Raw genomic sequence first — 20,872 nt, forward strand, 5'->3', positions numbered from 1 at the left:
GCTCGCGGCGGCGCCCGGTGCGGCGCCTGCGTTGCGCGGTTCGCGTGCTGAACCCGCCGAGATCGACGCCAGCAGCGCCTGCACGATCAGCGCGGCGCTCAGCGCGACCATCCAGCCGACGCCGTACACGCCGGCCACCGGCGCGAATCCGGCGAACGGGCCGTCCACCTGCGCATAGCCGGTGGCGAGCCACGGAAAGCCGGTGAACACGGTGCCGCGCAGCCATTCGCCAATGGCCCACGCGCTCGCGAAGGCGAGCGCGCCGTGCCAGGTCGGCGAGAACGGCTGGCGGTCGTCGGCCGCGCCGTTGCGGGCGTGGCCCGCGCAGAACGACCAGACACCTGCGGCCAGCGCCGGATAGAGGGCCAGGTACAGCGAGAACAGCGCGAGCGCCGTGCCGGCCAGCGGCGCGGGCATGCCGCCGTAGTCGTGCATGCTCACGTAGAGCCACCACACGCCGGTCACGAAATTGCCGAAGCCGAACGCCCAGCCCGTCAGCGCGGCGCTTTTCCAGCCGGTGCTGCGCGTGAGCCACGCAAAGAAGAACACGAAGATCGCGAGCTGCAGCCAGCCGCCGTGCGGCGTCGGCGCGAACGACAGTGTATTGGCGGCACCCGCGGCAAGTGCCACGAGATAGTGCCAGCGCGGCAGGGCGCGGCTGCGCGTGTCGGCGGCGGGGGCGCTCACGTCGTGGCGCGGGCGGGAAGTGATCGGGTCGGCCATTATTGCGTGGTCGGCGTCGGAAGTTGAGGAGTCGAAATGAGGAGTCAAAAAAGCGTGCAAGGAAACCTGCAAGGCGGCACGCCAAAATTTCGCGAACGGGCGCGCCGGCGAAACGGTACGGCGCGCCGGCCGCTCAGGTCTGCACGTGCTGCGCCTCGCGTTCGCGCTGGCCCGCGAGCGGGTCGCGGCGCACGAGCAGCATGTGGACCTGGCGCGCGTCGCCGCGCAGGATCTCGAAGATCAGATCGTCGAGGCGGACTTTTTCGCCGCGATGCGGCACGCGGCCGAAGTGATGCGTAACGAGCCCGCCGATCGTATCGACTTCCTCGTCCGAATAGTGCGTGCCGAAGGTCTCGTTGAACTGCTCGATCTCGGTCAGCGCGCGCACGCGGAAGCGCCCGTCCGGCGAGGCGATGATGTTGCCGCTTTCCTCGTCGAAATCGTATTCGTCCTCGATGTCGCCGACGATCTGCTCCAGCACGTCTTCGATCGTGATGAGGCCCGCCACGCCGCCGTATTCGTCGACGACCACCGCGAGGTGGTTGCGGTTCACGCGAAAGTCGTGCAGCAGCACGTTCAGGCGCTTCGACTCGGGGATGAACACGGCCGGGCGCAGCATGCCGCGCACGTCGAATTCTTCTTCGGCGTAGTAGCGCAGCAGGTCTTTCGCGAGCAGCACGCCGATGATGTTGTCGCGATTGCCCTCGTAGACCGGATAGCGCGAGTGCGCCTTTTCCAGCACGAACGGGATGAATTCGGATGGGTTGTCCGCGATGTTGATCGCGTCCATTTGCGCTCGCGGCACCATGATGTCGCGTGCGCACAGTTCCGACACCTGGAACACGCCTTCGATCATCGACAGCGAGTCGGCGTCGATCAGGTTGCGCTCGTGCGCGTCCTGCAGAATTTCCAGAAGTTCGGCGCGCGAGTCGGGCTCGGGCGAGATGAAATCGGTCAGGCGCTCGAGCAGCGAGCGCTTTTCCTGCGGTTTGTCGAGGGTGCGTCCGGTATGGCGTCGACTGGGATACGTGTCGTTCATGGTAGTGCGCCCGGCGAGACTGGGCGCGCTGTTGCAGAGCATTAAGGATACACCAGGCGCATGGCGAAACCGTGTCCCGCCGGGCCTGGCGCTGATTTGAAGCCGGGTGAAGCGGCCGCGCCGCGAGGGTGGGGCATGGGCTCATCCTAACCGATTACGTGTCGAAAAGCGCTTGCCGGCAAAAAAGTAACTCGCGCACGGGGACGGGCGAGAGCGGGCGGGATGGCTCGCGGCGCCGCTGGCGAGTCGTGCCTAGGGCCGGCCGGCGCTTCCCGGCTTCGGCTCTTTCAGTCTTACCGTCCCGTCGCCGCGCGCTCGGGCGCGGCCGGCTGCGGCATTTCATCGACCTCTCGCGCCTGACAGCGTGTGAGCAGCGCTTCGAGCGCGCGGTCGGGCATGCCGCTTTCGCGCAGCGCATGGACCGTGCGGCTCACGTAGTCGAGCGTCGTGCCGTAGCGGCCGCACGCGCAACCGAGCACGGTCCGGACGATGTCGTCGCGCAGCTTGCCGGTGTAGCTCGGTGCGTCGCGCCGCATCACGAAGGCGAGCGCGTCGACGCGCCGGCCGTCCGCGAGTACGCAGGGCAGCCAAGCGGGGCGGTACGAGCCCATCGGCATTTCGCGGCGCCACAGCGCTTCGAGATGCGGCATCGAGCCGGCGGCGGCGAGCCGGAATGCCACGCCAGTGCACGAGCCGCCGCGATCGAGCGCGAGCACGAGGCCCGGCTGCTCGGGCGTGCCGCGATTCACGCGCGACCATAGGTAGAGCCCGCGGTGATAGCCGTGCACCTTCGAGCGCAGCGCTTCGACGGTCGGCAGGCCCGGGTTCCAGATCAGCGAGCCATAGCCGAACAGCCACAGGTCGCTTTGGCGGTCCCAGCCGCGCAGCGTCGATTCGAGCGACGCGCGCAGTTCCTCGTCCGTCAGCAGCCGCGACTCGCCGAGCATCGGCGGGTAGTCCGGGCAGCGCACGGGGATATCGGCTTCGGGGGACGAGGTGCTCACGGTAGGGTTGGGTCGTGGATGGCGTGGGGAAGGGGCGGGAGTCGCAGAAGCCTATCGGTAAGGGTCCGGAAACCCGAGCTTACCGAGGATTTCGGTTTCGATCGCTTCCATTTCCTCGGCTTCTTCCTCGACTTCGTGGTCGTAGCCCTGGGCATGCAGCGTACCGTGCACGAGCAGATGCGCATAGTGCGCGACGAGCGGCTTGCCCTGCTCGGTGGCTTCCTTTTCAACTACCGGGCAGCACAGGATCAGATCGCCCGTGACCGGATCGTCTTCCGATTCGGCGTAGGCGAAGGTCAGCACATTGGTCGCGTAGTCCTTGCCGCGATAGGTGCGGTTCAGCGTGCGGCCTTCCTCGACGTCGACGAAACGCACGGTCAGTTCGCCGTCCGCGAAGAGCGCCGCCTTGATCCAGCTCGCAACGCTCGCGCGCGGCAGCAGCGCCTTGTGTTCCGGCCAGGCTTTGGCGGCGGGAAATTGCAGGTTCAACGTCAGTTTCGGGGAGCGGCTCATGCGGTCTCGGGTCGGGGCTTCGCGTTTGTTGTGGTGTTTCCTGCGGCGTTCGTTGTTGCGCTGGCGGTTGCGTGGGGCGTTACGCTCTTGGTGGCGTTCGTGGCGTTCGTGGCGTTCGTGGCGTTCGTGGCGTTCGTGGCGTTCGTGGCGTTCGCGATGGCAGCGGCTTCGAGCAGAGCGCGTCGCTCCGGTGGCGCCGCTCGGCGGCGCGGCTTACGCGGTCCGGTCAGCCACGCCGCCTATCCCGCGCAAGTGCCGCGCTTCAGCGCGAATCCAACGGAGCCGCCGATTTCTGCGCATGCGCATCGTACGCCTCCACAATGCGCGCGACCAGCGGATGGCGCACCACATCCGCGCTCGTGAAGCGCGTGAGCGCGATGCCGCGCACCTCCGAGAGCACCTGCTGCGCCTCGATCAGGCCGCTCTTGTGGCCGCGCGGCAGGTCGATCTGGGTCGTGTCGCCGGTGACGACGGCCTTCGAGCCGAAGCCGATCCGCGTGAGGAACATCTTCATCTGCTCGGGCGTGGTGTTCTGCGCCTCGTCGAGGATGATGAACGCGTGGTTCAGCGTGCGGCCGCGCATGTACGCGAGCGGTGCGATTTCGATCATCTGCCGCTCGAACATCTTCGCGGTCTTGTCGAAGCCGAGCAGGTCGTAGAGCGCATCGTAGAGCGGTCGCAGGTACGGATCGACCTTCTGCGCCAGATCGCCCGGCAAGAAGCCGAGCCGTTCGCCCGCCTCGACGGCCGGGCGCGTCAGCACGATGCGCTTGACCTGGTCGCGCTCGAGCGCGTCGACCGCGCAGGCCACCGCGAGGTAGGTCTTGCCGGTGCCGGCCGGGCCGACGCCGAAGGTGACGTCGTGCGAGACGATCTGCTTCAGATACTCGCGCTGCGCCGGCGTGCGGCCGCGCAGGTCCGCGCGCCGCGTGTAGAGCTTCGGGCCGTATTCCTGGAAGTCGTCGTCGCTCGCGTCGAGATCGGCGGGCTGGTCGAACGGATGATCGGGGTTGCCGGCGAAGCGCGGATCGGCCGTGTCGTCGCCATTGGCGCCGCCGTTGCCGTTCGGCCGATGGCGCGCCGGATGGCGCACTTCGACGAGCGCGAGCTGGATGTCGTCGACCGACAAAGGCTCGCGCGCGCTGTTGTAGAAGTTTTCGAGCGCCGTGAGCGCGAGCTTTGCGCCGCGTCCGCGAATCGTGATGCGATGGCCGCGGCGCTGCAGGGTCACGTCGAGCGCCTGCTCGATCTGCCGCAGATTTTCGTCGAGCGGTCCGCAGAGGTTGGCGAGCCGCGCGTTGTCTTCGCGCGGCGCGGTGAATTCCAGATGCTGCTGAGTGGTCTTCAAGGCGGTGAGTCGATCCTGTCGGTTGCGGTACTCGGAATGTCGGGTGGCGGCCGTTCAGTGCGTCAGTGCGTGGTCGCCGTGCGGTCGTCGTGAACCATCACGAGTTCGCCGCGCAGCGAGTGCGGGTACGCGTGCACGATCTTCACGTCGACCATCTGGCCGATCAACCGTGCGTGCGAGGCGACCGGCGCCGGGAAATTGACGACGCGGTTGTTCTCGGTGCGGCCCGCGAGCTCGTTCGGGTCCTTGCGCGCGGGGCGCTCGACCAGAATGCGCTCGACCTTGCCGACCATCGCGTCGCTGATGCGCTGCACGTTCTCTTCGATGGTCGCCTGCAGATGTTGCAGGCGTTTGAGTTTCACCTCGCGCGGCGTGTCGTCGTGCAGGTTCGCGGCCGGCGTGCCGGGACGCGGGCTGTAGATGAACGAGAAGCTCGTGTCGTACTTCATCTCGTCGACGAGCGCCATCATCTTCGCGAAGTCTTCCTCGGTCTCGCCGGGGAAGCCGACGATCATGTCCGTCGACAGCGACAGGTCCGGGCGGATCGCGCGCAGCTTGCGGATCACGGACTTGTATTCGAGCACGGTGTAGCCGCGCTTCATCGCCATCAGGATGCGGTCGGAGCCGTGCTGCACCGGCAGATGCAGGTGGCTCACGAGCTTCGGCACCTTCGCGTAGGTGTCGATCAGGCGCTGCGTGAATTCCTTCGGATGCGAGGTGGTGTAGCGAATCCGTTCGATGCCGGGGAGGTCCGCGACGTATTCGATCAGCGTCGCGAAGTCGGCGATCTCGCTTGAGCCCACGGTCAGCGCGCCACGGTATGCATTGACGTTCTGGCCGAGCAGCGTGACTTCGCGCACGCCCTGGTCGGCGAGACCGGCGATTTCGGTCAGCACGTCGTCGAGCGGACGCGACACTTCCTCGCCGCGCGTGTAGGGCACGACACAGTAGCTGCAGTACTTGCTGCAGCCTTCCATGATCGACACGAACGCGCTCGGGCCTTCGACGCGCGCCGGCGGCAGGTGGTCGAACTTCTCGATTTCGGGGAACGAAATATCGACCTGGGCGCGCCCGCTCACGCGGCGCTCGTCGATCATTTGCGGCAGGCGGTGCAGCGTTTGCGGCCCGAACACGATGTCGACGTACGGCGCGCGCGCGACGATCGACGCGCCTTCCTGGCTCGCCACGCAGCCGCCTACGCCGATAATCAGATCTGGATTCGCGTCCTTCAGCTCGCGCACGCGGCCGAGGTCGGAGAAGACTTTTTCCTGCGCTTTTTCGCGCACCGAGCAGGTGTTGAACAGGATCACGTCGGCGTCTTCCGGCGTGTCGGTCTTGACGAGTCCTTCAGCGGCACCGAGCACGTCGACCATCTTGTCGGAGTCGTACTCGTTCATCTGGCAGCCAAAGGTCTTTACATAAACTTTCTTGGTCATCGAATTTCGCCGGTCGCAGTGGTTAACCTGGGGGCGTCATAAAGGGTGGAGAGGGTTGCGCGGCGCGCCGGGCCACGCGTTCGGGCGCGCAAGCTGATGCGCAAGCGCCGCCGCAACGTAACTCACTATTATAGCCCTTCAGGGAGCACGGGTTTGGCCGCCGGCCGAGCGTTCCGGCGGCAGGCCCAGCAGGCTTTCCAGTTCGTCCGACACGAGCGCGAAACGCTCGGCGAGAAAATCGAGCAGCGCGCGCACGCGCGGCGCCATGAAGCGGTTGCGGTGATAGAGCGCGTGCAGCGGCGCGTCCGGATAGCGCCACTCGGGCAACAGCACCTTCAGTCCGTCGGCGCGCAGGTCCGCTTCCACGTCCCACATCGATTTGATCGCGATGCCGTAGCCGCGCAGCGCCCATTCGCGGGCGACCGCGCCGTCGTTGGTCTCGCGCGCGGCGTCGAGCGGCACCGTGTAGTGCTGCACTGCGTCGCCGCGCGTGAAGCGCCACTCGTTCGCCGGCCCGGACGCGGTGCCGAGCACGATGCAATCGAAACGGGCGAGGTCTTGCGGGTCCTTCGGCTCGCCCTTGCGCGCGATGTATGCCGGCGACGCGCACAGCACGCGCCGGTTCGGCGCGAGCTTGCGGGCGACCAGCGAGCTGTCCTGCGGCACGCCGAAGCGGATCGCGAGATCGATGTCTTCCTGCACGAGATTCGACAGCGAATCCGACAGCGTCAGCGCGAACTTCACGTCCGGATATCGCGCGTTGAATTCGTCGAGCCAGTGCAGCAGCAGGTTGCGGCCGAAGTCGGAGGTCGTCGAGATGCGCACCTTGCCGCGCACGACGCCTTGCCCTTCCTGCAAGGCCGCTTCGGCGTCGTCGAGCGATTGCAGCGCCTCGCGGCAGCAGTTCAGATAGAGCCGCCCCTCGTCGGTGAGCCGCAACTGGCGCGTGGTGCGCTCGAAGAGCCGCGCCTTCAGATGGCTTTCGAGCCTGGCGAGGCGCGCGCTTGCCGCGGCGGGCGTGAGGCCCATTCTGCGGCCCGCCGCCGACAGGCTGCCCTGCTGCGCCGCTTCGACGAAGAGGCGGATGTCGCCGAGATTGTCCATTGCCGATTTTCAAGCACGATTTGAAAATGTTTCAAATGCTACGCCAATTATCAAATCGGCTCCCTGCCCGGACAATGCGGCCTTGACTGAATTTCCCTCTTATCCGGAGCACCTCCATGCCCATTCCCTTACTCGCGCTGGCGATCAGCGCATTCGCGATCGGCACGACCGAATTCGTCATCATGGGCCTGTTGCCCGAGGTGGCGCGCGATCTCGCCGTGTCGATTCCGTCGGCGGGGCTGCTCGTGAGCGGCTACGCGCTCGGCGTCGCGGTCGGCGCGCCGCTGCTCGCGGTGGTCACGAGCAAGATGTCGCGCAAGCTGGCGCTGCAACTGCTGATGGGCGTGTTCATCGTCGGCAACGTGCTGTGCGCGGTCGCGCCCGATTATTCGGTGCTGATGGTCGCGCGCGTCGTGACCTCGTTCGCGCACGGCTCGTTCTTCGGCATCGGCGCGGTGGTCGCGGCCTCGCTCGTGCCGGCCGAGAAGCGCGCCAGCGCGATCGCGCTGATGTTCACGGGCCTCACGCTCGCGAACGTGCTCGGCGTGCCGTTCGGCACCTTCGTCGGCCAGCAGTTCGGCTGGCGCGCGACGTTCTGGATCGTTAGCGGACTCGGCGTGCTGTCGCTCGCGGGCATCGCGGCGCTCGTGCCGAACCGGCACGACAGCGGCCCGGCCGGCCTCGGCCACGAAGTGCGCGTGCTGAGGGACCCGCAGGTCTGGACCGCGCTCGCGATGACGGTGCTCGGCTTCGGCGGCGTGTTCGTCGTGTTCACCTATATCGCGCCGATCCTCGAACAGGTGAGCGGCTTCTCGCCGCGCGCCGTGACGCTGATTCTCGTGCTGTTCGGCGCGGGCCTGACGGTCGGCAACGTGGTCGGCGGCAAGCTCGCGGACCGCGCGCTGATGCCGTCGCTGATGGGCATTCTCGCCGCGCTCGCGGTGGTCATGGCGGTCTTCGCGCGCACCAGCCATTCGCAGGTCGCCGCGGCGGTCACGGTGTTCGTGTGGGGCATTGCCGCGTTCGCGACGGTGCCGCCGTTGCAGATGCGCGTGGTCGAGAAGGCGGCCGCCGCGCCGAATCTCGCCTCGACGCTGAACATCGGCGCATTCAACGTCGGCAATGCGGCAGGCGCGTGGCTCGGCGGCCTCGTGATCGCTCACGGCCATGCCCTCGATACCTTGCCGTGGGTCGCGGCGGCGGTCAGCGTGGCGGCGCTGCTGCTCACCTGGTTTGCCGCGCGCATGGATGCGCCGGTGCGCGCGGTCGCGCAGCGTGCGTGAACGGCTTGCCTCTGCAATGCTGATAACAGTGTGAAGATAACTTCGTTGGGCGCGGCACAGCGCGATGCTATCTTGCTTCCACTCAATGCTTTTGCGCCGCCCGGCGGCGCTCTGGAGGCCACTATGCATTCTCCGCTTGCGCTGGTTCGCGATCGCCCGGCCGATGCCGATGCGGTGCCGCGCGCAGCCGAACCGTTCGATGCGCTCGAGCAACTGGTCGGCGTGAATCTGGCCCGCCTGCGCGCCGAGCGCCAGCTTTCGCTCGATGCGCTAGCGCGCGCGTCCGGCGTGTCGCGCGCCATGCTCGCGCAGATCGAATCGGCGCGCAGCGTGCCGTCGATCAAGGTGCTGTGCAAGGTGGCGGCGGCGCTGAAGGTCTCGGTCGCGGCGTTTCTGCGGCGCCACGCGACGAACGGCTTCGAGCATCTGCCGGCCGAGCGCTCGGCGCGAGTCGTCAGCGCGAACGGGCGCTACTCGGCGCGGCCGCTGTATCCCGATACCGAGCCGGGCGCCGCCGAATTTCACGAGCTGCGCATCGCGCCGCTGCACACCGAGACGGGCACGCCGCGCGCGCCGGGCACGACCGTCAACCTCGTCGTCAGCGACGGCACGCTCGAAGTCAGCGTGCACGATCAACGCCAGCTGCTCGCGACCGGCGATGCGATCGTCTTCGATGCCGATCAGCCGCACAGCCTGCGCAATCCCGGCGACACCGAGGCGCGCGCGTTTCGCGTGACGCTGCGGGCGGAGACGCCGCCGCGCTGGGACGTGCCGGCCGTGGGCGCGGCGCGTGAGGAGGCCGCGCGCGAAGGCGTGCCGGGTTGAGGCTCGACGGCGCGCGGTTCGGACGCAGGTCGGGGCGCAGTCAGCGCGTCGCTGCAGGTCCAACGCCGCCAGTAGGGTCTTTGTGGGGCGCGCTGCAGTTCCGATGCGCCTGTTGTATGCTTCGCCGGCCGGTCGAACCGGCAATCAGTGCGTCTTCAGGGCGGGGTGCAATTCCCCACCGGCGGTAAGCCGTCAGCGCGAAAGCGCGAGTCGGTGAGCCCGCGAGCGCCCGCATCGAGCGGTCTTCAGCGTATCGAAGGCCGCGGCGGGGTCAGCAGATCTGGTGAGAAGCCAGAGCCGACGGTCACAGTCCGGATGGAAGAAGATGTGCAGATAGAGTCATGTGCGCTCCGCGCTGCCGCTGGTCGTTCTGGCGGCGCCGGTGGACGAGCGCCGCCTTCGTGCGGCGCCCGGCGGCGCGTTCGAGTCTGTTTGCAATGCCCTGAAACGTTTTTCGCCCAACTTTTGCGATGAGCGTTTCAACCATGTCCTTTGCTACTTTTCCCGCTCCGTCGACGATTGCCGAAGATGCTTTCGCCGATCTCCCGCTGCTCGCCACCGAAACCGTTCCGCCGCGTATCGCCGCCGCCTTGCAGGCGCTGCGCGAGGGCCGCGCCGTCGTTCTGCAGGACGACCACGACCGCGAGAACGAAGCCGATCTGATCGTCGCGGCCGAGCGTCTGTCGGTCCAAACGATGGCGCTCCTGATCCGCGAATGCAGCGGCATCGTCTGCCTGTGCCTGCCCGACGACACAATCCGCGCGCTCGAATTGCCGCCGATGGCCGTCAACAACGAAAGCCGTCACGGCACCGCGTTCACGGTGTCGATCGAGGCGCGCGAGGGTGTGAGCACGGGCGTGTCGGCGCAGGATCGCGTGACGACGATCCGCGCCGCGATTGCCGATACGGCGAAGCCCGCCGACATCGTGCGTCCGGGCCACGTGTTCCCGCTGCGGGCGATGCCCGGCGGCGTGCTCGCGCGGCGCGGCCATACCGAGGGCACGGTCGATCTCGCGATTCTCGCGGGCCTGAAGCCGGCCGGCGTGCTGTGCGAGTTGATGAACGCCGACGGCACGATGACGCGCGGCGCGGACGTCGAGCGCTTTGCCGCGCAACACGATTTGCCGATGCTGACGATCGCCGAACTCGTCGAGTTTCGCGAGGCGCTCGCGCAGGTGCGTGAGGGGGCGGTGCTCGAGGCCTGAAGGGGGCGGCGCGTTGTCGATCGATACTACGACTGCACGTCGCCAAACTCGCCGCGCATGCCCGCCGCGACCAGCCCAGGCAGTTCGTCCATGTGCTTCATGATGCGCGTCATGCCCATCGAGCGCAGCGCGTCCGCGTAGCCGTCGGGAATATGGCTCGCGCCGACGAACGCGATCGTTTTCATGCCTGCCGCGCGTGCCGCATTCAGACCCGCGACGCTGTCTTCGACGACGAGGCAGCGCGCCGGCTCGACACCGAGCGTTTTTGCCGCGAACAGATACACGTCGGGGTAGGGCTTGGGCCGCTCGACCTGCTCGGCGCTGAAAACCCGTTCGCCGAAAATCTGCTGCAGACCCGCGCGCCGCACCGAGGCGCTCACGCGCGTCATGCGGCTGTTCGACACGACCGCGGCCGGCAGCGTCACGCGTTGCAGCGCGTCGCGCACGCCGTGGATCGGACCCAGCGACGCGGCCAGCGCAAGCTCGATGTTGTGCTCGATCGTGTCGAGGAAGTTCGCGGGCAGTCTGACGTCGAACGATTGCTCGATGCCTTCGAGAAAGCGCGAGGTTTGCTGGCCGAACGCCGTTTTGACGACGGGCTCGAAGTCGATGCCGGGAAACGAGGCCGTCAGCGTTTCGAACATCACGCGATCGGCGATGACTTCGCTGTCGACGAGCACGCCGTCGCAGTCACAGATGAGGTGGTCGATCATGCCTGAAGAACGATAAGCGGAAAGCGCGCGGCCGGCGTTCTCGCCTGCCTGCGCGTCGGGATGGACAGCGCCATGATACGTGCTTTCCGGCGCGGTTCGTGGCTCATGGCTTATGGCGTATCGGCCCATGCCTTCGCCGCGCGGATCGCGCGCTGCCAGCCGTCGAGGCACGCCTTGACCTCGGCATGCGGCAGCGCGGGCGTGAAGCGGTGTTCGAGCTTCCACTGGCTTTGCAGTTCGTCGACATCTTTCCAGTAGCCGACCGCGAGACCGGCCAGATAGGCCGCGCCGAGCGCGGTCGTTTCCGGCACCTTCGGGCGCACCGCGTCGACGCCGAGAATGTCGGCCTGAAATTGCATCAGCAGATTGTTCGCGCAGGCGCCGCCGTCCACGCGCAGTTCGCCGATGCGGATGCCCGCGTCGGCTTCCATCGCCTTCAGCACGTCGAGCGATTGATAGGCGATCGAATCGAGCGCCGCGCGTGCGATATGCGCGGACGTCGTGCCGCGCGTCACGCCGAACAGCGTGCCGCGCGCATGCGCGTTCCAGTGCGGCGCGCCGAGGCCGGCGAAGGCGGGCACGAGGTACACGCCGTCGCAATGCGGCACGCCGCGCGCGAGCGTTTCGATCTCCGCCGCGTTCCTGATGATGCCGAGGCCGTCGCGCAGCCACTGCACGACCGCGCCGCCGATGAAGATGCTGCCTTCGAGCGCGTAGTCGATCCGCTCGCCGATCTGCCAGGCGAGCGTCGTGACGAGATTGTTCTGCGATTCGATCGGCTTGTCGCCGGTGTTCATCATCAGAAAGCAGCCGGTGCCGTAGGTGTTCTTGACCATGCCCGACTCGGTGCACATCTGCCCGAACAGCGCGGCCTGCTGGTCGCCGGCGATGCCCGCGAGCGGAATATTCGAGGCGAACACCGTGGTCACGGTCGGCCCGTACACCTGTGACGACGGCCGCACCTCGGGCAGCATGCTGCGCGGAATGTCGAGCGCGGCGAGCAGTTCGTCGTCCCACTGCAGCGTGTGGATGTTGAAGAGCATCGTGCGCGACGCGTTGGTCACGTCGGTGATGTGCAGCGCGCCCTTCGTGAAATTCCACACGAGCCAGCTGTCGACGGTGCCGAACGCGAGCCGGCCCTGGCGCGCTTTTTCGCGCGCGCCTTCGACGTTGTCGAGAATCCAGCGGATTTTCGTCGCCGAGAAGTACGAGTCGATCGGCAGACCGGTTTTCGCGCGCACGCTCGGTTCGAGCCCCTGGGCCTTCAGTGCGTCGCAGAAGTCGGCGGCGCGGTGGTCCTGCCAGACGATCGCGTTGTAGATCGGCTGGCCGGTCTGGCGATCCCACACGATGGTGGTTTCGCGCTGGTTGGTGATGCCGATCGCCGCGATCGACGCGCCGTTCAGGCCCGCGCGCGTGACGGCCTCGGCTGCGACGCCGGCCTGGGTCGACCAGATTTCCTGCGGATCGTGCTCGACCCAGCCCGGATGCGGATAGATCTGCCGGAATTCTTTCTGCGCGATCGACACGACGTTGCCGCGCCGGTCGAACAGCATCGCGCGCGAGCTGGTGGTGCCTTGGTCAAGCGCGAGGACGTACTGATCCTGCATTGTCTCTTCTCCATGGGTATGGCGGATCGCCGGGTTGCCGGCCGGCGATCGGAGCGGCCAGGTTGCGGCGTGTCGTCGCGAGCGCGCTGCAATCGTGTGTTGCAGTAGTGTGATGGCGCGTGACGGTCTCGTCCAGCCGGCCTGGGTTCTCGCCGTGCGTGCCGCCTGTGTCTCACATGCCTGTTGTCTTACGCGCTTTGCTGCACGGGTTCGCTCGCGAACCACGCGTCGATGTCGCGCGTGACCTGGTCGAGCGTGCCCGGCGCGACGTGCAGCCCGAGTTTCGAGCGTCGCCACAGCACGTCCTGCGCGCTGCGCGCCCATTCGACATCGCGCAGATAGCTCAGCTCGGCTTCGTAAAGACCCGGCGCGAATTCGCGGCCGAGATCGGCGAGCGCGCGGGCGTCGCCGAGCACGCGATTCGCGCGCGTGCCGTATGCGCGCGCGAGGCGATGCGCGAGCGCCGCCGGCAGCCACGCATGGGTGCGGCTGAACTCGCCGAGGAAGCGGTTGAAGTTCGCCTGCGCGATATCGCCACCGGGCAGCGACGCGCCGACGGTCCACGCGGGCACCTCGTGCTGCAGGGCTTGCGCGAGCGTATCGACGGCCTGCTCGGCGAGCTTGCGAAACGTCGTGATCTTGCCGCCGAACACCGACAGCAGCGGCGCTTCGTCCGCCGGTGCGTCGAGTTCGAGCGAGTAGTCGCGCGTGACCGCCGAGGGGTTGTCCGCGTTTTCGTCCTCAAGCAGCGGGCGCACGCCCGAGTAGGTCCAGCGCACGTCGGCCGGCGAGATTTTCTGCTTGAAATAGCGGTTGATCGAATCGCAAAGGTACTGCGTTTCGTGGGCGTCGATCGCGACCTGCGACGGGTCGCCGCGATATTCGAGGTCGGTCGTGCCGATCAGCGTGTAGTCGTGTTCGTACGGGATCGCGAAGATGATCCGCTTGTCCGGGTTCTGGAAGATGTACGCGTGATCGTGCTCGAACAGCCGCCGCGTGACGATGTGGCTGCCCTTGACGAGCCTCACGCTATGCGACGCGGGGCGGCCGAGCGCGCCCTTCAGCAGTTCGCCGACCCACGGGCCCGCCGCGTTGGCGACGGCCGCCGCGCGCACGTCGAGCGTCGTGCCGTCCGCGCGCTGTAGCTGCGCGCGCCATTCGCCGCCCGCGCGCACCGCGCTGACGAGCTTCGTGCGCGTGAGGATGGTCGCGCCGTGCTCGTGCGCATCGAGCGCGTTCAGCACGACGAGGCGCGCGTCGTTGACCCAGCCGTCCGAATACACGAAACCGCGCTTGATCGAATCGACGAGCGGCGCGCCGGCCGGGTGCCGGTGCATCGCGATGCCGCGCGAGCCGGGCAGCAGTTCGCGCTTCGCCAGATGGTCGTAGAGAAACAGGCCCGCGCGGATCAGCCACGCTGGGCGCAGATCGGGCATGTGCGGCATCACGAAGCGCAGCGGCCACATGATGTGCGGCGCCGCGCGCAGCAGCGTTTCGCGCTCCTGCAACGCCTTGCGCACGAGCCCGAACTCGCGGTATTCGAGGTAGCGCAGGCCGCCGTGAATCAGCTTCGTACTCGCCGACGACGTATGCGCGGCCAGATCGTCCTGTTCGCACAGCAGCACCGACAGGCCGCGCCCGGCCGCGTCGCGCGCGATGCCGGCACCGTTGATCCCGCCGCCCACGACGAGCAAATCGTATTTCGAGCCTTGCGCCACCGCTGAGTCCCCTGGGTCGAATCTTGAAAGGAGGTTGGAAAACTAATCGAACCAATGATGTTCGTTTTCGAACTTTAATGAACATATTCGAAAAAGTAAAGTTCGTTTATCCGATCGAGACCTGGCCGGATGGCCGGAGGAGTGGCGCAACGCTCGGCCACGGAAGATACTCTCGACAGCAGCCACTTTGAGGTGATTTGAATGCGTGGACTTTTCATGATCGGCGCCGCGGCGCTTCTGGCGGGGTGCGTGAGTTCGCCGAGCCTGGAGGGAACGAGGGGAGCGCCTTCGTTCGAGGCGTTGCAGCAGATGTGCTCGCCGCAAACGGTCGATTACGGCAGCGACGCCCAGTCCGTCTATACGACGTTTTTCGATGCGTACGTCGCGAACCGGCGCGGCCGGCTCTCGAAGAACGATTTCTGCGCGTTCCAGGCGTCGATCGCGCAGCGCCACGCGAGCGAGGGGATGAGCGGCGACCCGAAGGTGCGCAATCAGTGGGTCCAGTTCTTTGCGGAGCAGCGCGCGAAGGCGATCAGCTGGCGCGCGGCGGTCGATCCGACACTGCGCAACGGTTAAGGCGCGGGCCAACTGCTCGCGAGCTCACGTGCTTACCTGCTCACGTGTGTTGAGGCAGGGCGCCGCGCCATAGCATGCGCAGAATCTGTGCGAATACCGCTTCGCGCGAAGGTTCGTCCGCTGGTTGACTTGTCGCGGCGGCCGAATCGGCTTGCCGTGCCGCCGGCAACGGTAGCTGACCGGCGAGCGCGAGCATCGTGAAGCCGTGCAGGCTTGTCCAGTACGCGTAGCCGATCAGTTGCGGATCGCCTTCCAGAATTCCCGCCGCGACGAGCTGCTCGAAATGCGCGCCGAGCAGCCGCCATGCGCGCTGCGACGCGGCGGTCAGTTCGGGGTAAGCGCCTTGCTGCGGCACCTGGTCGAACATCAGGCGATACGCGTGCGGCTCGTCGAGCGCGAACGCGACGTAGGCTTCGCTGACCGCCGAGTGATCGGCGGCGGGGGCGTCCGCGGGGATGCTTTGTGCCGCCGCTTCGAGACGCGCCGCGAAGCGATTGAACGCGGCGGCGCGGACCATCGCGAGAATTTCGTTCTTGTCGCGGAAGTAGCGGTAGGGGGTCATGGCGCTGCAGCCGAGCTCCTTTGCCAGCTCGCGCATCGTCACGCCCTGCGCGCCGCGTGTCGCGAACGCGCTTTCGGCAACACGTCGCATCGCTTCGCGAAACTGCTGGATGTCTTCGGGGGAGAGCGTCTTGGGCATGCGCGAGGGTCGGAAGTCCGTCGCGTCAATTTACTGTGTAAAGGATTCGCACACAAGAAAGGGCCGCGAAGCGGCCCGCTGTCATGCTCATCGAACGACGCGCCAGTGCAATGCCGGTGCGAACGAACCCGAAGGCGGTGCGCTCCGCGATCGTTATGCGAGAAGCTGGCGAAAAAGCGCTGGCGGAAAATGTCTCAGGAAGACCGCTTGATGGCCCGCAATGCGTTGTTGCCGGTTTCCGTCACGCGCCACCGTTCGTTGCCCGATGCGAGGCGTTCGAGTTGCACCAGTTGGCGTTCGAGCAATGCATCGAGTTCTTCACGGTCCATATCGACCTGGTTGGGGGCGTCCTTGACGAGCAACAACGTGGCGAATTCATGCGGACTCAGCATCGTTCTCTCCATGTCAGGCAATCGCGGACAGCCTTGCAGGCAACCGGCACGGCCGGTCGGGTCCGCTAAAAGGATCAGGGCGGGAAGTACGGCTTATACGACAGATTCAATCGCCGACGCCGCGCGAAGCGCGCAACGAAGGCCGGGGAACTGGAGTGTAGTCAACCACCTGTGAAACACCAACCCGGCCCCCGTAAATTTTCCCTTTGACAATTGGGCCACCGGGAGGCGGTCGGCGAGAGCCGCCAGATTCTTGATTTCACTCGAAGTTTTGCGTGCGCCGCAGCATGGCGGAGAACGCCTGGCGCGAGCGGACCTTACCCGGCGATATAGACCTGGCAGTTGGTGGCGGTGAGCGTCTCGGCCATGTCCGCGGGCGGGGCGGCGTCGGTGAACAGCGCGTCGATCTGGTCGAGATGTCCCTGGCGAACCAGCGCCGGGCGGCCGAATTTGGAGTGGTCGGCGGCGAGGAACACGGTGCGCGCGTGCTCGATGATCGCCTCGGCGACGCGCACTTCGCGCGTGTCGAAGTCGCGCAGCGTGCCGTCGGTTTCGATGCTCGACGTACCGATGATCGCGAAATCGACCTTGAACTGGCGGATGAAGTCGATCGCCAGCTCGCCGACGATGCCCTTGTCCCACGGCCGCACGATGCCGCCCGTCACGAGCACCTCGCAATCGGGATAGCCGCTCATCATGCTGGCGACGTTCAGATTGTTCGTAATCACGCGCAAGCCGCGATGCCGGTTGAGCGCGCGCGCGATTTCTTCGGTGGTCGTGCCGAGATTGATGAAGAGCGACGCCTGATCGGGAATGTGAGTGGCCACTAGCGTTGCGATGCGCCGTTTCTCCTCATGGAACATGCGCTGGCGCGCCGTGTACGAGACGTTCTCGGAGCTGGTCGGCAGGCTCGCTCCGCCATGATAGCGGCGCAGCAGGTTCATGTCGGCGAGCCAGTTCACGTCGCGGCGGATCGTCTGCGGTGTCACGTTGAAATGACTCGCGAGGTCGTCCACGGTGACGAAGCCGTCGCGTTGCACCCACTCCAGCAATTCCTGTTGCCGGGCGTTGAGAGTCAGGCGGGGGTCTCGTGTCATGTGTCGCGTATCGTGGATGGGGTGGCGGCGTGGCCGGCGCGTGGTCGAGGCCGGCCGCCCGTGGGCGGGGTGCGGCTATTGTAAGACCATCGGGCCTGTTGTCCGCCAACCCGCGCAATCCGCATGGGCGCGCTGCTGAAGCTCGGCACCGGCTTCGAGCACCCATTCAGGCGAATTACGCATTTATTCATTTGATAAATGAATTTGTTTTTTGGGCCCGTTCGCGCTGCAATCCGGAGTTCCCCGTTTTACCTGCTTTACAACTTTTCCCATGAGGCCCAGCGACTTTTCGCGCCGGGCCGCGCTTTCGAGAGTGTTCGACATGACTGGCTTCAGTAACTGGCACAACCCCTATCCGACGCAACGTTTGCCCGTATTCGCACGCAACATCGTGTCGACCTCTCATCCGCTCGCCGCGCAGGCCGGGCTGCGCATGCTGTGGAAGGGCGGCAATGCCGTCGACGCGGCGATCGCCGCCGCCGCCGCGATCACGGTGGTCGAGCCGGTGTCGTGCGGCCTCGGCGGCGATGCGTTCGCGCTCGTGTGGGACGGCAAGAAGCTGCACGGCCTGAACGCCTCGGGCGTGTCGCCGGCCGCGTGGAACGTCGATTACTTCAAGCGCAAATACGGCGAGGTGAACGGCCTCGCGAAGCAGCCCAAGCGCGGCTGGGACGCGGTCACGGTGCCGGGCGTGATCGCCGGCTGGGAAGCGCTGCACCAGAAGTTCGGCAAGCTGCCGTTCGCAGACCTGATGGAGCCGGCCATCGAGATCGCCGAGCGCGGTCACGCGGTGGCGAGCATCGTCGCCTACAAGTGGGCGGCCGCCGTGCCGGAGCTGAAGGACCTGCCCGGCTTCGCGCAGACCTTCATGCCGCACGGCCGCGCGCCTGAAGTCAGCGAACTGGTGCGCCTGCCCGGTCACGCGAAGACGCTGCGCCTGCTCGCCGAGCAGGGCCCGCGCGCGTACTACGAAGGCGAGATCGCCGAGCGCATCGCCGCGTTCGCGCGTGAGGGCGGTGCCGCGCTGACCGCCGACGATCTGCGCAACTACCGCGCGGACTGGGTCGAGCCGATCGGCAAGGACTATCGCGGCTACACCGTGCACGAGATTCCGCCGAACGGGCAGGGCATCGCCGCGCTGGTGGCACTCGGCATCCTCGAAAAGTTCGACGTGAAGTCGCTGAAGGTGGACAGCGTCGAGTCGCAGCATCTGCAGATCGAAGCGATGAAGCTCGCGTTCGCCGACCTGTATCGCTACGTGGCCGACCCGCGTTCGATGGACGTCACGCCGGAGCAGATGCTCGACGACGCCTACCTGACTTCGCGCGCGAAGCTGATCGATCCGAAGCGCGCGACGCATTTCGACTTCGGCATGCCGAAGGCGGGCGGCACGATCTACATGTCGGCCGCGGACGAGAACGGCATGATGGTCAGCTTCATCCAGTCGAACTACATGGGTTTCGGCTCGGGCATCGTCGTGCCGGACACCGGCATCGCGCTGCAGAACCGCGGCTGCGGCTTCTCGATGGACCCGAAATCGCCGAACGTCGTCGAGGGCGGCAAGCGGCCGTTCCATACGATCATCCCGGCGTTCCTCACGCAGCAGGTGAACGGCCAGCAGGAAGCGGTGATGAGTTTCGGCGTGATGGGTGGCGACATGCAGCCGCAGGGCCATCTGCAAACGGTGGTGCGCATGCTCGACTACGGCCAGCAGCCGCAGGCCGCGTGCGATGCGCCGCGCTGGAAGGTCAACCGTGACTTCACGGTCGACATCGAGTCGACGCTCGATCCGAAGACGACCGAGGGTTTGCAGAAGCTCGGCCACACGCTCAAGTCGGTCGACGATCCGTATATGGACTTCGGCTCCGGCCAGTTCATCTGGAAGCTCGATCGCAACGAGCCGGAGCGCGGCTATGTCGCGGCCAGCGACAGCCGGCGCGACGGGCTCGCCGCAGGTTTCTGAAGCAAGGGCTTCGAGCTGCGGCGCCGTGGCTCGAAGCCGGATTCGGGAACCGCTTCGACAGGATGCGCGGCGCTTCGTACGCCGCGCCCGTCCATGCCGGGCGCGTCGCCGCTGAACGGCATGGGCCGTGTGAGCGCCGTGCCGCTCGCGCAGGCGTGGGCATGCTCGTGCAAGCGGCGCCGCACGCACCCCGGAATCACGTATCACGTATCAGACCGGCAGGAGACCCCCATGAACCATCCCGCATCGCGTTCCGCGAGCGTATCCCCTCATGTATCGCCCGCGCCGCTTTCGAAGGCCATGGTGCGGCGTATCGTATTTTCGTCGTCGATCGGCAACGCGCTCGAGTGGTTCGACTTCCTCGTCTACGGCTACTTCGCGACGATCATCGCGAAACAGTTCTTCCCGTTGCACGACGAGTGGCTCTCGACGCTGCTGGCCATCGCCACGTTCGGCATCTCGTTCCTGATGCGCCCGCTCGGCGCGGTCGTGCTCGGCCTGTACGGCGATCGCAAGGGCCGCAAGGCGGCGCTCACGCTCGCCATCGCCTTGATGATGGTCGGCACCTTCACGATGGCGGTGATGCCGCCGTTTTCGTCGATCGGACTCGCGGCGCCGTTGCTGGTGCTGCTCGCGCGGCTCGTGCAGGGCTTCGCGGTGGGCGGCGAATTCGGCAGCGCGACGGCCTTCATGGTCGAGCACAGCGCGTCGCGGCGCGGCTATTACGCGAGCTGGCAGTTCGCGAGCCAGGGCCTCGCGGCGATTGCCGCGGCCACCTTCGGCTCGCTGCTGACCGCCTGGCTGCCGGCCGAACACCTCAATAGCTGGGGCTGGCGCGTGCCGTTCGTGTTCGGCTTGCTGGTCGGTCCGGTGGGCTATTACATCCGCTCGCATCTCGACGAGACGCCCGAATTTCTCGCGCTGCGTGAAGAGCGAGAAGCGGAACGTGAAGCTCGCGAGGCGGCCGGCGAACGCAAGGCCGTCGATACGAGCAAGGATGCGTCGTTCGCGAATCAGTGGGTCAACCTGTTGCTCGCGATCGGCATCGTTGCTCAATCGACGGTCGGCGTGTACGTGTTGCAGCTTTATATGCCGCTTTATGCGGTCAAGCAGTTGCATATGGCGGCGGCCGTGTCGTTCGGCGTGGTCGTGCTGAACGGCGGCATGCAGTTCATCTTTTCGCCGGTCATGGGCGCGCTGTCCGATCGCATCGGCCGGATTCGCATCATGCTGACCACGTCGATCCTGATGGGGCTGCTGATCTATCCGATGTTCGCGTGGCTGCAGTTTCATCCGACGATCGGCTGGCTGCTGTTGCTGCAAGGCGTCGCCGGTATTTTCAAGGCCGCCTATTCGGGGCCGATGCCCGCGTTGATGTCGGAGATTTTCCCGACCCAGGTTCGTTCGACGGGGCTTTCGATCGGTTACAGCATCGGCGTGACGATCTTCGGCGGCTTTGCGCCGACCATCGTCGAGACCTTCATTCATCTGACCGGCGACAAGCTCGCGCCGAGCTACTACGTGCTGCTCGCGGCGGTGTTGTCGGGGGTGTCGCTCATCATCGTGGCGCTGCGCATGCGCCGCATGCGTCCGGCTCAGGCCGGCGTGCTGCCCGCCTGAGTG

The 20,872-nt window shown here is 66.5% G+C and carries 19 protein-coding genes, 1 pseudogene and 1 riboswitch; of the genes and pseudogenes, 6 read left to right on the forward strand and 14 right to left on the reverse strand.

The window, feature by feature from the left end; translation table 11 throughout:
* From G3N58_RS21540 to G3N58_RS21570, 7 genes and pseudogenes are all read right to left on the reverse strand, one after another.
* Positions 1 to 723, reverse strand: a pseudogene (locus G3N58_RS21540) (apolipoprotein N-acyltransferase); the annotation flags it as partial.
* 133 nt (positions 724 to 856) lie between these two features.
* Entirely contained in the window at positions 857 to 1,762 is a 906-nt protein-coding gene (locus G3N58_RS21545; protein WP_167040585.1) for a transporter associated domain-containing protein, read from the reverse strand.
* A gap of 293 nt (positions 1,763 to 2,055) precedes the next feature.
* Positions 2,056 to 2,766, reverse strand: coding sequence for a gamma-glutamylcyclotransferase (locus G3N58_RS21550; RefSeq protein ID WP_167284938.1), 711 nt, complete (start codon positions 2,764 to 2,766; stop codon positions 2,056 to 2,058).
* Positions 2,767 to 2,817: 51 nt separating this feature from the next.
* Positions 2,818 to 3,279 carry an rRNA maturation RNase YbeY gene (gene ybeY / locus G3N58_RS21555; RefSeq protein ID WP_167040590.1) on the reverse strand — a complete coding sequence of 154 codons (462 nt, stop codon included), beginning with the start codon at positions 3,277 to 3,279 and terminating at the stop codon, positions 2,818 to 2,820.
* A 262-nt stretch (positions 3,280 to 3,541) separates the two neighbouring features.
* A complete protein-coding gene (locus G3N58_RS21560) occupies positions 3,542 to 4,627 on the reverse strand; it encodes a PhoH family protein (RefSeq protein WP_206000168.1) in 1,086 nt (361 codons plus the stop codon).
* A gap of 62 nt (positions 4,628 to 4,689) precedes the next feature.
* A complete protein-coding gene (gene miaB / locus G3N58_RS21565) occupies positions 4,690 to 6,063 on the reverse strand; it encodes a tRNA (N6-isopentenyl adenosine(37)-C2)-methylthiotransferase MiaB (protein WP_206000169.1) in 1,374 nt (457 codons plus the stop codon).
* Positions 6,064 to 6,201: 138 nt separating this feature from the next.
* Complete coding sequence (locus tag G3N58_RS21570) at positions 6,202 to 7,167, reverse strand: LysR family transcriptional regulator (RefSeq protein WP_167040599.1); 966 nt, start codon at positions 7,165 to 7,167, stop codon at positions 6,202 to 6,204.
* 116 nt (positions 7,168 to 7,283) lie between these two features.
* Between G3N58_RS21570 and G3N58_RS21575 the strand changes: the two genes are divergently transcribed.
* Together G3N58_RS21575 and G3N58_RS21580 are read left to right on the forward strand one after the other, a co-directional pair.
* Entirely contained in the window at positions 7,284 to 8,450 is a 1,167-nt protein-coding gene (locus G3N58_RS21575; protein WP_167040602.1) for an MFS transporter, read from the forward strand.
* Positions 8,451 to 8,573: 123 nt separating this feature from the next.
* Positions 8,574 to 9,275, forward strand: coding sequence for an XRE family transcriptional regulator (locus tag G3N58_RS21580; RefSeq protein ID WP_167040605.1), 702 nt, complete (start codon positions 8,574 to 8,576; stop codon positions 9,273 to 9,275).
* Between the two features lie 147 nt (positions 9,276 to 9,422).
* A riboswitch (FMN riboswitch) is annotated at positions 9,423 to 9,606 on the forward strand.
* Here the strand turns inward: G3N58_RS21580 and G3N58_RS21585 are convergent.
* Complete coding sequence (locus G3N58_RS21585; RefSeq protein ID WP_206000170.1) at positions 9,580 to 9,762, reverse strand: hypothetical protein; 183 nt, start codon at positions 9,760 to 9,762, stop codon at positions 9,580 to 9,582. Its footprint overlaps the riboswitch before it by 27 nt.
* On the opposite strand from G3N58_RS21585, the gene ribB reads away from it, so the two are divergent.
* A complete protein-coding gene (gene ribB / locus G3N58_RS21590) occupies positions 9,761 to 10,480 on the forward strand; it encodes a 3,4-dihydroxy-2-butanone-4-phosphate synthase (protein ID WP_205192745.1) in 720 nt (239 codons plus the stop codon). The two genes, G3N58_RS21585 and ribB, sit on opposite strands and share 2 nt — an antisense overlap.
* Positions 10,481 to 10,506: 26 nt before the next feature.
* Here ribB and G3N58_RS21595 read toward each other — a convergent pair whose 3' ends face one another.
* From G3N58_RS21595 to glpD, 3 genes are all read right to left on the reverse strand, one after another.
* A complete protein-coding gene (locus G3N58_RS21595; RefSeq protein ID WP_167040611.1) occupies positions 10,507 to 11,193 on the reverse strand; it encodes an HAD family hydrolase in 687 nt (228 codons plus the stop codon).
* A 110-nt stretch (positions 11,194 to 11,303) separates the two neighbouring features.
* On the reverse strand, positions 11,304 to 12,803 hold the full coding sequence (glpK, locus tag G3N58_RS21600) for a glycerol kinase GlpK (RefSeq protein WP_167284948.1): 1,500 nt from the start codon (positions 12,801 to 12,803) through the stop codon (positions 11,304 to 11,306).
* A 188-nt stretch (positions 12,804 to 12,991) separates the two neighbouring features.
* Entirely contained in the window at positions 12,992 to 14,521 is a 1,530-nt protein-coding gene (gene glpD, locus G3N58_RS21605; protein ID WP_206000171.1) for a glycerol-3-phosphate dehydrogenase, read from the reverse strand.
* A 201-nt stretch (positions 14,522 to 14,722) separates the two neighbouring features.
* On the opposite strand from glpD, the gene G3N58_RS21610 reads away from it, so the two are divergent.
* A complete protein-coding gene (locus G3N58_RS21610; protein ID WP_205990448.1) occupies positions 14,723 to 15,097 on the forward strand; it encodes a hypothetical protein in 375 nt (124 codons plus the stop codon).
* A 40-nt stretch (positions 15,098 to 15,137) separates the two neighbouring features.
* Here G3N58_RS21610 and G3N58_RS21615 read toward each other — a convergent pair whose 3' ends face one another.
* The 3 genes from G3N58_RS21615 to G3N58_RS21625 form a co-directional block, all read right to left on the reverse strand.
* Positions 15,138 to 15,797, reverse strand: a complete 660-nt coding sequence (locus tag G3N58_RS21615) for a TetR/AcrR family transcriptional regulator (protein WP_167040619.1) — start codon at positions 15,795 to 15,797, stop codon at positions 15,138 to 15,140.
* A 194-nt stretch (positions 15,798 to 15,991) separates the two neighbouring features.
* Complete coding sequence (locus tag G3N58_RS21620; protein WP_167040622.1) at positions 15,992 to 16,189, reverse strand: hypothetical protein; 198 nt, start codon at positions 16,187 to 16,189, stop codon at positions 15,992 to 15,994.
* A gap of 317 nt (positions 16,190 to 16,506) precedes the next feature.
* On the reverse strand, positions 16,507 to 17,286 hold the full coding sequence (locus G3N58_RS21625) for a DeoR/GlpR family DNA-binding transcription regulator (protein ID WP_206000172.1): 780 nt from the start codon (positions 17,284 to 17,286) through the stop codon (positions 16,507 to 16,509).
* A 322-nt stretch (positions 17,287 to 17,608) separates the two neighbouring features.
* Between G3N58_RS21625 and ggt the strand changes: the two genes are divergently transcribed.
* A complete protein-coding gene (gene ggt / locus G3N58_RS21630; RefSeq protein ID WP_167284953.1) occupies positions 17,609 to 19,249 on the forward strand; it encodes a gamma-glutamyltransferase in 1,641 nt (546 codons plus the stop codon).
* A 231-nt stretch (positions 19,250 to 19,480) separates the two neighbouring features.
* Entirely contained in the window at positions 19,481 to 20,869 is a 1,389-nt protein-coding gene (locus G3N58_RS21635) for an MFS transporter (RefSeq protein ID WP_206000173.1), read from the forward strand.
* The last annotated feature ends 3 nt before the right edge of the window (positions 20,870 to 20,872 follow it).

This window comes from Paraburkholderia sp. Ac-20342 (genome assembly GCF_017104985.1).
Classification (GTDB): Bacteria; Pseudomonadota; Gammaproteobacteria; order Burkholderiales; family Burkholderiaceae; genus Paraburkholderia.